Genomic DNA, 13,053 nt, shown 5'->3' with positions numbered 1-13,053 from the left:
AACATCGCGCACGTAGTAATAGGCGCTTTATTTTTTGTTTAAAAGCTACTCTCAGAGGAAAAGAAGGAGTTGTACTATGGCAATTCATGGCCAAGGGGAATCGAGTGGAAAACTGATTTTAATGGGTGAGCATGCTGTCGTTTACGGCGAGCCTGCCATTGCCTTTCCGTTTTATGCAACAAAAGTAACGGCTACACTTGAAGCACTCCCATCATTCAATAAAGATCAACTTATTTCTTCCTACTATATAGGAAATTTAAATGACGCACCACATGCGTTGAACAATATCAAACAGCTGATTGCTGGACTGAAAACTCACTACCATGTGCAAGACACATTGCGTTTAACGATTGAAAGCACCATCCCTGCAGAACGTGGGATGGGTTCCAGTGCAGCTGTAGCCACTGCGATCACACGAGCTTTTTATTCCGCCTATGAGTTGCCGTTATCACGAGAACAATTATTGGCACATGTGCAAGTTTCTGAAAAAATCGCACATGGAAACCCCAGTGGAATCGATGCTGCCGCAACAAGTGGATACGAACCGATTTATTTTACAAAAGGCCATCCTTTTGATTATTTTGCGTTGAATATCGATGCTTTTTTGATCGTTGCTGATACGGGAATCAAAGGTCAAACACGTGCAGCGGTGAAAGATGTGGCTCACCTTTTTGAAAAAGATGCGCAGAAAACTGGACAAAAAATCCAACAACTAGGATACTTGACGAAACAAGCTAAAAAAGCAATTATCGACAACTCACCAGAAAAGCTAGCTGAAGCAATGAATGATGCCCAGCGCATTCTAAAAAGTTTGACGATCAGTAATGACTTTTTAGACACTCTGATCGCTACCGCACGTACTGCTGGCGCTTTAGGTGCAAAATTGACCGGTGGCGGACGTGGTGGATGTATGATTGCTTTAGCACAAACAAAAACAGAAGCTCAAGAAATCAGCCACGCACTAATACAAGCAGGCGCAGCTGAAACTTGGATTCAAGGATTAGGAGTACATACCTATGCTTAGTGGTAAAGCCCGTGCTTATACAAATATCGCCTTGATCAAATATTGGGGCAAGGAAAACGAAGAATTGATTCTTCCGATGAACAACAGTTTATCTCTCACTCTCGATGCCTTTTATACAGAAACCGAAGTGATTTTTTCAGATTCGTTCACAGACGATCTGTTCTATTTAGATCATGAATTACAAACAGAAGCAGCAACAAAAAAAATCAGTCGCTTCCTTGATCTTGTACGCATACAAGCGAATACAAACAAACGCGCAAAAGTGATCAGCCATAACTTTGTTCCAACAGCCGCAGGTTTAGCTTCTTCTGCAAGCGGTCTAGCTGCGTTAGCTGGCGCCTGTAATGAAGCCCTAGGACTAGAATTGGATAAACAAGCCCTGTCCAGACTCGCTCGTCGGGGTTCTGGTTCGGCTTGTCGTAGTATTTTTGGTGGCTTCGTGGAATGGGAAAAAGGGCATGATGACCAAACTTCATATGCGCAACAAATCCCTTCTAATGGATTTGAAGACGAACTCGCCATGGTATTTGTATTGATCAATGATCAACAAAAAGATGTATCTAGTCGTGATGGGATGCGTCGAACAGTGGAAACTTCGCATTTTTATCAAGGGTGGCTTGATTCAGTCGAAACAGATCTAATGGAGCTGAAACAAGCAATCGCTGAAAAGTCGTTCCAAACAGTGGGCGAAGTCATGGAGCGAAACGGGTTAAAAATGCACGGCACCACGTTAGCGGCTAATCCACCCTTCACCTACTGGTCTCCAGATAGTCTGAAGGCGATGCAAGCAGTTCGTGAACTACGTGCTTCAGGCATTCCTTGCTATTTCACGATGGATGCAGGTCCAAACGTCAAAGTATTAGTTGAAAAGAAAAATCAAACGGCTGTTCAAGCAAAATTCATTGAATTATTTAGCCGTCAACAAGTGATTCTTGCTCATGCTGGGCAAGGAATCACGATTATTGAATAAAGGGAGATTGTTATGGTTGAAGTATCTGCACCTGGAAAACTTTATATCGCTGGAGAATACGCAGTTGTCGAAACGGGGCATCCTGCAATCATCGTGGCAGTCGATCAATTCGTCACAGTAACAGTGGAAGCTGCTCGGAAAGTAGGAAGTATCCAATCTGCACAATATAGCGAGATGCCTGTGCGTTGGACAAGACGAAAAGGCGAACTTGTTCTAGATATCCGTGAAAACCCGTTCCATTATATCCTTGCTGCTATACGTTTAACTGAGAAATATGCACAGGAAAAAAACATTCTTCTTTCATTTTATGATTTGAAGGTAACCAGTGAATTAGATAGCTCAAACGGCAGAAAGTATGGACTAGGTTCTAGTGGCGCAGTAGCGGTAGCGACGGTTCGAGCATTGAACCAATTTTACGCACTGAATTTATCTCAGTTTGAGATTTTTAAAATTGCAGCCTTAGCTAATCTAGCTGTCCAAGACAATGGTTCTTGTGGCGATATTGCGGCTAGCTGTTATGGTGGTTGGATCGCCTTCTCCACTTTTGACCACCAATGGCTCAAAGAACAAGAATCAAGTAAAACGATCAGTGAATTATTAGCGCTTGATTGGCCTGGTTTATCTATTGAATCCTTACACACTCCGGAAGATCTCCGTTTATTGATTGGTTGGACCGGTAGTCCTGCCTCTACTTCCGACTTAGTGGACCAAGTACATCGCTCTCGTGAAGATAAAATGGCGGCGTATCAACAATTCCTTGAAGATAGTACGCTTTGCGTCAACACGATGATCCAAGGTTTTAAAGAAAACGATGTTGCTTTGATCCAAGAAATGATTCGTAAAAATCGTGAATTATTGCGTGATCTGTCTGCCATCACTGGTGTGTTGATCGAAACACCAGCATTAAATAAACTGTGTTGTTTAGCTGAACAATTTGAAGGTGCGGCGAAATCTTCTGGCGCTGGCGGTGGGGATTGTGGCATCGTGATCGTGGACCAAAAATCAGGTATCCTTCCATTGATGAGTGCTTGGGAAGAAGCTGAGATCACCCCGCTTCCATTACATGTCTACCATCAACAGAAAGAGGACAAGTTATGAATCGAAAAGATGAACATGTATCATTAGCTAAAGCATTTCACAACAAACAGATAAATGAATTTGACTTCGTTCGACTTGTTCATCGTCCACTTCCACAAAGCAAGGTTGATGACGTGTCTTTGAAAACAGAAGTTGCAGGTTTTACTCTTTCTAGTCCTTTCTATATCAATGCCATGACTGGCGGTAGCGAAAAAACAAAAAAGATCAATCATGACCTTGCACAGATTGCTAAAAGTGCTGGGTTGATGATTGCTACCGGTTCTGTCAGCGCCGCCTTGAAAAATCCTTCCTTGGCAGATTCTTATACGGTGATGCGAGATGTCTATCCTGAAGGGAAGATTTTAGCGAATGTTGGTGCTGGCACCTCGGTCTTACGTGCCCAAGAAGCCGTACAGCTTTTCCAAGCGGATGCGTTACAGATCCATTTAAATGCACCACAAGAATTAGTCATGCCTGAAGGGGATCGCGATTTTTCGCAATGGAAAGAACTGATTGCAGAAATCCAACAAACCCTTGATGTGCCAGTGATCGTAAAAGAAGTGGGCTTTGGGATGACGAGGGAAACCATCATTGAATTGTCTGAACTAGGTATCAAGACGATTGATGTCAGTGGACGTAGCGGAACAAGCTTCACACAAATCGAAAATGCTCGACGTAAAAAGCGTGAATTGGCTTATTTGACGGATTGGGGACAGTCTACTGTGTCCTCCTTACTTGAAGCAAACGAAGCGAATACACATGCCGAAATCATCGCTTCGGGTGGCATACGAAATGCTTATGATATCTTTAAAGCATTGTGTCTTGGTGCGAACGCTGTAGGGATTTCCGGAACGATCTTGACGCACTACATGACACACGGGATCGAGGAGACGATTGCTCTTATGGCACAGTGGCAAGAAGAACTACGAATGCTCTATGCTATGGTCGGTGCAACAAAAACAAGTGATTTAACCAAACAGTCCTTGATTTTTTCTGGCCCGGTCAAAGAATGGTGTGAAGCCAGAGACATCCCATTATCAACATATGGTAGACGCAAATAAAAATGACGAGTGCATACGATGCACTCGTCATTCTTTGTTTGTTATGGTTGTTTTCCGATATAAGCTAAGATACCGCCATCTACATACAAGATATGTCCGTTAACAAAATCAGAGGCACGTGATGCTAGGAAGACAGATGGGCCAGCTAAGTCGATTGGGTCGCCCCAACGAGCAGCTGGTGTACGCCCAACGATAAATTGGTCAAATGGATGACGCTCCCCGTTTTCTTGTGTTTCTCTTAATGGCGCTGTTTGCGGCGTCGCAATATAGCCAGGTCCGATCCCATTACATTGAATGTTGTACTGACCATATTCTGAAGCAATGTTTTTCGTCAACATTTTTAATCCGCCTTTAGCAGCAGCATAAGCACTTACTGTCTCACGGCCAAGTTCACTCATCATTGAACAAATATTGATGATTTTCCCGCCACCTTTTTCAATCATATCTGGGATGACTGCTTTCGACATGATAAATGGTGCGTTCAAGTCTACGTCGATGACTTGACGGAAATCCGCCGCATCCATTTCGATCATTGGTGTACGTTTGATGATGCCTGCATTGTTGACCAAGATATCGATTGGACCAACTTCTGATTTGATTTGTTTGACCATTGCTTGTACTGCTGACTCATCCGTCACATCACAAACATAGCCTTTTGCTTCGATGCCAATTTCTTTGTAGTTGGCAATCCCTTCATCTACTGATTCCTGAGTTAAATTATTGAAGACGATCGTCGCTCCAGCTTCTGCTAATGAGCGAGCGATCTCAAAACCGATTCCGTATACCGCACCGGTGATTAAAGCGACTTTATTGTCTAAACGAAACATATCCATATTGAATGACATTTTTATCTTCCTTTCCTATTTCAATTGATCCATTGATACCATATCCATATCTGTATAGGTGATATTTTCCCCACACATTGCCCAGATAAACGAATAATTGCTTGTGCCAACACCTGAGTGGATCGACCAGCTTGGTGAAATCACGGCTTGTTCATTATCTACGACTAAATGTTTGGTTTCATCTGGTTTACCCATCATATGGAACACACGTGTATCTTCATTTGCATAATCAAAGTAAACATACGCTTCCATGCGACGTTCATGCGTATGGCAAGGCATCGTGTTCCATGAACTACCCGGTTCTAAAATGGTATAACCCATCTGTAATTGACAGCTTTCACAGACGTTTGGATGGATATATTGGTAGATTTTACGCTCATTCAATGTGACGCCTTCGCCTGTTTCCATGGGTTTCACTTGATCGATGCTGATTTTTACATTTGGATATTTGTGATGTGCTGGCACAGAACTGATGTAAAATTTTGCAGGATTCTCTGGATCTACAGAGGAGAAGACTACATGCTCCGTTTCTTTACCGATGTAATACCCATCTTGTTTCTTCATTTCTTCTTTTTCACCGTCGATTTCAATGAATCCAGGTCCGCCGATGTTGATCACACCAAGCTCGCGACGTTCTAAGAAATAAGTAACACCTAGTTCTTTATCTAGTTTGATTTCTAATGGACTAGTTGTTGGTGTTACACCGCCGAAGATCATACGATCATTGTGCGTATAAGTAAGACTGATTTTCCCTGGAACAAATACTTTCTCTACCAAAAATTCATTTCTCAATTGTTCTGTTGAATAATGACGGATATCCTCTGGGCTATGTGTATAACGTGTTTCCATTTCTTGCATGTTGATAGACTCTCCTTTATCGAATGATTTTTCCAGAACCGCTAGCGATAAAACTAGCAACTTCTGCTTGATTGAATTGGTTGCAATCTCCATGAATCGTGTGTTTCAACGCAGAGGCTGCTGTCGCAAAATCAATAATTGCTTGTGGTTGCATCTCTTCTAAAATTCCATGAAGCAATCCCCCAGCAAACGCATCTCCTCCACCCACACGATCAACGATCGAAGTGACTTGATGAAGCGGCGATTCGAAATAGCTATCCTTCATCCACAAGGTACCTTGTAGATCATTTTCACTCGCTGAATGCACCGTACGTTTGGTTGAGTAAAACGTTTGGATGTTGGGAAATCTTTCTTGCATTTTTTCGTAATAATAAATAAGTGGGTTTACTGTCGTTTCAGGTGCTTTTGCTATCCCTAACAAATAAAGCGCATCCATCTCACCCGCTGAACAAATATCCACGAGCGGTAATAATTGTTCTAACACTTCACCCGCTTCTTGTTGTGTCCACAGCTTGCCTCGATAATTGATATCAAAACTGATTTGACAGCCTGCTTGTTTGGCCGCTTCCATGAGTTCTTTTGTCAACCCTCGCCACTTTTCTGATAATGCCGGTGTGATTCCTGAAACATGGAATAGATCAACTCCCTTGAAACAGTCCTCCAATGACCATTCCAAGCAATCCATCACCGCGAAACTGGAACCGGCACGATCATAAATGACTGAAGCCGCACGTTCACCGATCCCTGTTTCCATATAATATGTGCCGAGCCGAGGGCCGCCTTTCAGCAGTAGGCTAGTATCTACCCCATAGCTTCGTAAGTGTTTTTCGACTGCCAGACCCAGGGAATGTTCTGGGACTTTTGACATGAACGAAACCGTATGTCCATAATTTGCTAATGAGATCGCGACATTCGCTTCCCCACCGCCATAATGCGCGCAAAAATGATCACTGTCTTGTAACCGTTGTCCCTGTTCTGTCGACAAGCGTAGCATGATCTCTCCGAGTGTCACGACTCTTCCCATGAGCGATTACCTCGTAATTTCTTTCATTTTTGCCGCATATTGTTGTGCGACTTTTGTCACTTCCTCAAAATCTCCATGAGCTGCTGGAGCCAACAAGTTCCCACCAACACCAACAGTGATCACGCCTGCCTCAAACCATTCTTGCATGTTTTCTAAACTGACCCCACCAGTAGGCATGATATTGACATGGGGCATCGGCGCTTTGAATGCAGAGATGATACTTGGACCGAAAGCACTTCCAGGAAATAGTTTGACGATGTCTACGCCACTTTTTAGCGCTGTTTTGATTTCATCGATCGTCATACATCCTGGTAAATAAGGGATTTGGTATAAATTGCATAGTTCTGCGGTTTCCTGATCAAAACAGGGGCTGACGATATACTCAGCACCTGCTAAAATCGCTAAACGCGCAGTAATAGCATCCAACACTGTCCCTGCACCGATCACCACATCCTGTTGGTCTTTGTATGTTTCTACTAGTTCTTTAATTACCCGATCTGCTTGTGGCACGGTGAAGGTCAACTCAATGCCAGTTAGTCCGCCTTTGATAATCGCGTGACAAGCATTCAGCGCTTCTTCATTTGTTGCTCCTCGTACGACTGCAATAACTCCCGCTTGTTTCAAACGAGATAAGATATCCATTTTTTTCATTTTCCCACCCATTTCTTATTTGGAAATTATAGTTTACAATAAAGAAATTTACATCTTCATTATACGGCAGGAATAAAAAAATGCAAACGCTTTTTAGTTTTTTTCAAAAGTTTTTTCGATTTCTTCTTTCGTTTGCAGGATCGTTTGAATGATTTGAGCTTTGCTTTCTTCACTTAATCGGTATTTCGGCATACTGACACTAAACGCTCCAACCACTTGGTTCTCATGAATTAAAGAGGTACCGATGCAAAAAATATCTTTTTCGACTTCTTCATCATCGAAGGCGATTTTTGTTTGTTTGACTTGCTGGATCTCTTTTTTTAGTTTTAACGGATTGGTAATCGTATATTCAGTGAATGGGATCAGAGGACATTTTTCAATATACTGTTGATATTGCTCTTCCGTAAAATGCGCCAAGACGGCTTTCCCCATTGCTGAACTATATAAAGGTCTCGTGATACCGATTTTTGAAGACATACGGATCGTTTGATTTTTAGGGTCCAACTTATTGACATAGAGAATCTCGTTGTTGTCTAAAATACCTAGATGAATAGTTTCGTCAATTGTTTGTTGTAGTTTTTCCAAAAATGGCAAAGTGCGTTCAACTAGATCGATTTGATCGATATTTTTGTTTGCATATCGGACCAGTTTTCCGCCTAAACGATAATTTTTTTCTTGATTTTTATTTACATAACCAATCAAGGATAACGTATCTAAAATTTTTAATGTAGTAGACGACGTCATGTCGATACCTTTCGCAATTTCTTGTAATGAAGCATCTGGATGCTCTGCTAAATAATCTAAAATATGTGAAGCTTTGATTAGAACGGTTCCATAAGGTTTTTTGTTTTCCATATTCCACTCTCCTATTTCTATATAGGAAATTATATCGGAAAGAACGTCAATTTAAAAGGGATCTTTGTTTTCTTCTTCATAATGCGTATAATGAACAAACTCTCCTGCCAGATCTTTTTTCAAAAATTCTTTGGGAGTTACGCCAAATTCGGTTTTGAATGCGCGTAAATAATGAGGATAGGAGGCGAAACCACATTTACTATACACGGAACTTGAGCTGCCGTACTCTCTTAATAGTTGTTTTGAATAAAGTAGTTTTTTCTTCATCACGTATTGATGAAAGGTAAAACCAGTATGTTTTTTGAATTCGCGAGTCACGTGATATTTACTGATGAAAAATTCTTTTTCCATTTGTTTGAGGGAGAGCGGTTCACTCAAATTCTTTGCGACAAATTGAATCATTTTTTCTAACCGTTCATTCGGTACAGTGAAATTTTCTTCCGAAATATGTTCTTCGATCTGTACCATACGGTTGAGAAAAATCAAATATTCGACTAGCGCTTGTTCATAACGAATATCTGCACCATAATCTTTTCGATCCAACGTTTGGTCGATAAAAGAAAGTTTTTCTTTTAGTACTTGTGGTTCAATATGTAATATCCGGCTTCGGCGTTCACCGATCGGCCAAAAACAGGCGGATAGATTGGACCACTTGGTGGAACGACTCTCTAAGAATGCAGGGGTGATAAACATGTAGACACGCTCGAATACGTCAGTTGATTGACGAACGATCCGATGCAGATCTCTTGAATGGATCAACAAAACATTTCCTGGTTGTATCGTAAACTGACGACCATCTAAATAAAAAATGGCTTCTCCTTCTAAAGTAGCATGGATCTCATAGAAATCATGATGATGATAAACCGTTTTGTTTTGGCTAACGATATCTTTTACATGATAAATCTCATACTGATCCGAAATCATCGTATTCACTTGTTTTCCATTGATCGGTTTCTTTTCCATCTCTATCCCCCTTTCCCTTATTGCTCACTATTGAACAATGATACATTCTATTATTTTCTTATTCGGTGACTTGTTCCAACATGATTACACCTTGTTTTAGTGCATCATCTTTTGTTTCTTCTAAGACGATATAAAGATAAGGACGATGTTTCTGTGCGATGTTTACGATGGCTTCATAATCGATCATGCCTGTCCCTAGATTTACCGGGATGATTTCTTCTTCGTTAGAAACAATATAATCTTTCATATGCAATCCGCAAATTTTTTCTCCAAACCGTTCAAAGGCTTCTTCGACTAAATTTACTTGTTGATGATAGTTTTTTGCATTGATTAGATTGGTTGGGTCTAAAATGATCCCTAGATAGTCCGAATCGATCATGGCAACTAACTCTGCCACACGATCCAATGAATACAACGGATGATTCAAGCCTGGTTCGATGCCCACCATCATACGATGTTTTTCTCCAGCTCGCACTAATCGGTGAATGGCTTCAACGATCTGTAAGAAGGCTTCATCTGAAAAGTTCTCCTCTGTATAACCCGCTTCACTCACGCTCCCCGTCTCGGTTGCGACCATCGTCGCCCCGAAGCTTGCAGCATATTGGAGATATCGTTCAAATTGATGAAGCACCGTTTCACGAACAGATAGATCAGGATGGATCATGTTGATATAACAGCTTAATATACCGACACTTATGCCTTCTTTTGCGAGGATATTCTTCATATATTGCCCCATTCCAGCATTGATGGCTTGTCCATCTGCTGAAAGTGTAGGAAATGAACGACTTAATGCCAATTGTAGCGTAGAAATGTTTTGTTGACTCGCTTTTTTTGCTAAATCATCCACGGTTTGTACATGGCTCAAGTCATGCCCTCTGGCGGCTAGGTTTAATTTCATCATGGCTTCTCCTTTATCCTAATAGATCCGGTAACCACATCACGATTTGTGGAAAATACGTAATCAACAATAAAACTGCTAATATGACACCGTAAAATGGTAACAGTGGCTTTAACATCGCTTCTGCTTTAACTCCACCAACACTCGCTCCTACATATAGTCCGGTACCTACTGGCGGGGTAATGGAACCGACACAAAGATTCATGATCGAAAATAAGCCATAATGGACTGGATCCACACCAACACTTGTCGCGATAGGCAAGAAAATCGGAGTAAAAATCAAAATCGCTGGCGCGACATCCATAAACATCCCAACAAGTAACAAAATGATATTGATCAATAATAAAATAATGAAGCGATTATCAGTAACTCCAATGATCAGACTGCTGATTGCTTGAGGTATCCCAGTAAATGCCATAGCAAATGACATCATGGAAGACGTCGCTAATAAAAACATGATCGTTCCCGACATCGCCACGGCTTGTACCAACATCTTTGGTATATCTTGTAGTTTCACTGTCTTGTAGAAGAACATGGAGATCAATAAAGAATACAATACCGCAATCGCAGATGCTTCGATAGCTGTGAAGAACCCTGTTAAAATACCACCAATGATGATAACGATCAAAGCTAAACTTGGGATTGCTTCTTTTAACACTTTTCCGACTTGCTTTCCTTGTCCTTTTGGTACTGTCGGATATTTATTTTTCTTCGCCACTACAAATGCAACGAGCATGATTCCTAACGACCACAAAGCTCCCACTAAATAGCCACCCATAAATAGAGCTGAAATCGAAGCGCCTCCGGCAACTAAAGAATACATGATAAAGGCTGTACTTGGTGGGATCACCATCCCTGTAGGTGCCGAAGCAATATTGACTGCTGTCGCAAATTTACGATCGTACCCTTCTTCTACTTGTTGCGGGATCAGCACCCCACCAATCGCTGTCGAAGCAGCAATCGCCGAACTGGAGATTGAGCCGAACAATGCGTTTCCTAAAACATTCGTATGGGCCAAGGACCCAGGTATCCGACCAACAAACAACATAGCAAAATCAACTAATTTCTTGGCAATCCCACCATGGTTCATAATGATTCCTGAAAAAACGAAAAATGGAATGGCAATCAATGAGAAACTATTGATACTCCCGACCATTTTTTGCGCAGAACTAAACGCTGCGACATCAAAGGGGATCACTAATAACAACGTGAGCATCGATGAAAAAGCGATACTGATTGCAATGGGCATTCCAACAATCAATAAAAAGACAAAAACAAAAAATAAAATTGCACCTGCTTCTAAAGCCATCAAATTCCTCCTATCCCTTTTCCTGAACGACAGACTTCCCATTCATTGCTTCAATCAAATTGATCAAACTGTAGATAATGATCAAAACACCTGAGACCGGCACCGATAAATAGACATAGCCCATCGGAATCCCTAATGAAGGGGAAATTTGCCCCATCGTCAATGTCACAGCATTCCAACCACCATAAACCATGATCGTGATTGCAAAAGCCAGAAAAAGACACTGAACGACGATTTCCAATACATTCGCTTTTGTGCCAGTCAGTTTCTCACTTAACAGCGTAACTGCTAAGTGCCCTTTTTGACCCACTACATAAGCGGAAGATAGCATCGCAAACCAGACTAACCCAAAACGCACTAATTCTTCTGTTACAGTATTTGGATTACCCAAAATCGTTCGCGAGAATACTTGCCACAAGACAATGATGATCATACCGATCAACAGACATGCTCCTAGAAATTCTAACAGCCGACTGATTCCTTTTTTCATCGATTACACCCCTTCTTCTTGGATCATTCGGTAAAGCGTTTGAAAATCTGGATGATTTTTGAATTCATCATGCAATGGTGCGACTGCTTCACGAAATGGCGTATTGTCCACTTCATTGAACTGGACGCCATATTCTTCCGTTGCCACTCTTTTTTCTTCTTCGATTGCTTGAGCGAATGCTTCGATTTCAAAAATCGTTGATTCTTTCGCCGCTTCTTCAATTGCTTGTTGTTGCTCAGCAGTCAAACGTTCTTTGATCGCATCGTTCATGATGATGATATCCGGTACTCGTGTATGCTCATCATAGGAATAATACTTGGCTACACCACCATGCCCGGCTGTATACAAAACAAATTCATTGTTCTCTGATCCGTTGATCAAGTTTGACTGTAGCGAAGTATATACTTCGTCACTGCCCATCGGCACAGGTGATCCACCTAGTAGTTCCACCATTCTAATGGCCGTTTCACTTTGCATCACGCGGATTTTTTTCCCTTTTAGATCATCCGGTGTGTGGATCGGGCCATCGACCATATAAAAACTACGTTGCCCTGAATCATAATAGGTGAGACCAGAAAAACCTAAATCTGTCGTTGATTGATAAATGGGTTGCATGATTTCTTCGTTCTCCATGACATTGAAGAAATGTTGCTCATCATTGAACAAGTAAGGAACTGAAAAAATCGAATAGACTTTAGAAAAACTTTCTAACGCAGAGGCACTGACTTTCGTAAAATCAATCGCACCTGATTGAGTCAATTCGATCAATTCACGTTCTCCCCCCAATTGACCATCAGGAAAATATTTTACTTTGACTGAGCCAGCTGTTTTTTCTTCTACTAACTCTCCGAATTTATTCATTGCATCAATGACCGGCTGACTATTACTGGCATAAGCAAAACGTAAAGTAATCGTTGCTTCTTCCTCTGCATTTGCGACAACACCGACACTTGACTGACTACCACAACCACTCAAACCGAGGATTCCCAGTAAACAAAAAGCAAAAGCAAGTGTTTTTTTCATTTTTT

General features: G+C 41.5%; 14 protein-coding genes. 4 read left to right on the top strand and 10 right to left on the bottom strand.

Annotated features, from left to right (window positions below; all coding sequences use genetic code 11):
• Positions 1-76: 76 nt before the first annotated feature.
• Genes mvk through fni form a run of 4 tightly spaced genes read left to right on the top strand, consistent with a single transcriptional unit; the run spans position 77 to position 4,132 of the window.
• Positions 77-1,024 carry a mevalonate kinase gene (gene mvk / locus IGJ19_RS01255; protein WP_071866145.1) on the top strand — a complete coding sequence of 316 codons (948 nt, stop codon included), beginning with the start codon at positions 77-79 and terminating at the stop codon, positions 1,022-1,024.
• Positions 1,017-1,994 (top strand): diphosphomevalonate decarboxylase, encoded by a 978-nt coding sequence (mvaD, locus tag IGJ19_RS01250; protein ID WP_071866144.1) that lies wholly within the window; start codon positions 1,017-1,019, stop codon positions 1,992-1,994. Before mvk ends, mvaD begins: the two co-directional genes overlap by 8 nt.
• Before the next feature lie 12 nt (positions 1,995-2,006).
• Positions 2,007-3,092, top strand: a complete 1,086-nt coding sequence (locus IGJ19_RS01245) for a phosphomevalonate kinase (protein WP_071866143.1) — start codon at positions 2,007-2,009, stop codon at positions 3,090-3,092.
• The gene (gene fni, locus IGJ19_RS01240; protein WP_260697879.1) at positions 3,089-4,132 is read left to right on the top strand and encodes a type 2 isopentenyl-diphosphate Delta-isomerase; all 1,044 of its coding nucleotides are present in this window, start codon (positions 3,089-3,091) and stop codon (positions 4,130-4,132) included. The genes IGJ19_RS01245 and fni overlap by 4 nt, the downstream gene beginning before the upstream one ends.
• Before the next feature lie 41 nt (positions 4,133-4,173).
• Here fni and IGJ19_RS01235 read toward each other — a convergent pair whose 3' ends face one another.
• The 10 genes from IGJ19_RS01235 to dctP all read right to left on the bottom strand — a co-directional run bounded on the left by IGJ19_RS01235 (position 4,174) and on the right by dctP (position 13,048).
• Positions 4,174-4,977 carry a gluconate 5-dehydrogenase gene (locus tag IGJ19_RS01235; protein ID WP_074799601.1) on the bottom strand — a complete coding sequence of 268 codons (804 nt, stop codon included), beginning with the start codon at positions 4,975-4,977 and terminating at the stop codon, positions 4,174-4,176.
• Positions 4,978-4,992: 15 nt separating this feature from the next.
• Entirely contained in the window at positions 4,993-5,835 is an 843-nt protein-coding gene (gene kduI, locus IGJ19_RS01230; RefSeq protein WP_071866140.1) for a 5-dehydro-4-deoxy-D-glucuronate isomerase, read from the bottom strand.
• Positions 5,836-5,851: 16 nt separating this feature from the next.
• Positions 5,852-6,859 (bottom strand): PfkB family carbohydrate kinase, encoded by a 1,008-nt coding sequence (locus IGJ19_RS01225; RefSeq protein ID WP_430604304.1) that lies wholly within the window; start codon positions 6,857-6,859, stop codon positions 5,852-5,854.
• Between the two features lie 6 nt (positions 6,860-6,865).
• Positions 6,866-7,510: a bifunctional 4-hydroxy-2-oxoglutarate aldolase/2-dehydro-3-deoxy-phosphogluconate aldolase gene (locus tag IGJ19_RS01220; RefSeq protein WP_041684164.1), complete on the bottom strand. Its 645-nt coding sequence runs from the start codon at positions 7,508-7,510 to the stop codon at positions 6,866-6,868.
• 93 nt (positions 7,511-7,603) lie between these two features.
• Positions 7,604-8,365 carry an IclR family transcriptional regulator gene (locus IGJ19_RS01215; protein WP_071866138.1) on the bottom strand — a complete coding sequence of 254 codons (762 nt, stop codon included), beginning with the start codon at positions 8,363-8,365 and terminating at the stop codon, positions 7,604-7,606.
• 51 nt (positions 8,366-8,416) lie between these two features.
• Positions 8,417-9,328 carry an AraC family transcriptional regulator gene (locus IGJ19_RS01210; RefSeq protein WP_071866137.1) on the bottom strand — a complete coding sequence of 304 codons (912 nt, stop codon included), beginning with the start codon at positions 9,326-9,328 and terminating at the stop codon, positions 8,417-8,419.
• A gap of 58 nt (positions 9,329-9,386) precedes the next feature.
• Positions 9,387-10,226 (bottom strand): sugar phosphate isomerase/epimerase family protein, encoded by an 840-nt coding sequence (locus IGJ19_RS01205; RefSeq protein WP_071866136.1) that lies wholly within the window; start codon positions 10,224-10,226, stop codon positions 9,387-9,389.
• A gap of 13 nt (positions 10,227-10,239) precedes the next feature.
• The gene (locus IGJ19_RS01200; RefSeq protein ID WP_071866135.1) at positions 10,240-11,535 is read right to left on the bottom strand and encodes a TRAP transporter large permease; all 1,296 of its coding nucleotides are present in this window, start codon (positions 11,533-11,535) and stop codon (positions 10,240-10,242) included.
• Between the two features lie 10 nt (positions 11,536-11,545).
• Positions 11,546-12,025 (bottom strand): TRAP transporter small permease, encoded by a 480-nt coding sequence (locus IGJ19_RS01195; protein ID WP_071866134.1) that lies wholly within the window; start codon positions 12,023-12,025, stop codon positions 11,546-11,548.
• 3 nt (positions 12,026-12,028) lie between these two features.
• The gene (gene dctP / locus IGJ19_RS01190; protein WP_142433571.1) at positions 12,029-13,048 is read right to left on the bottom strand and encodes a TRAP transporter substrate-binding protein; all 1,020 of its coding nucleotides are present in this window, start codon (positions 13,046-13,048) and stop codon (positions 12,029-12,031) included.
• Positions 13,049-13,053: the final 5 nt, after the last annotated feature.

Origin of the sequence: Enterococcus sp. DIV1368b (genome assembly GCF_050529595.1) — a bacterium.
Taxonomy (GTDB): domain Bacteria; phylum Bacillota; class Bacilli; order Lactobacillales; family Enterococcaceae; genus Enterococcus_B; species Enterococcus_B mundtii.
Note: the sequence above shows the minus strand (reverse complement) of the source record. Positions and strands in the feature narration are given on the sequence as shown.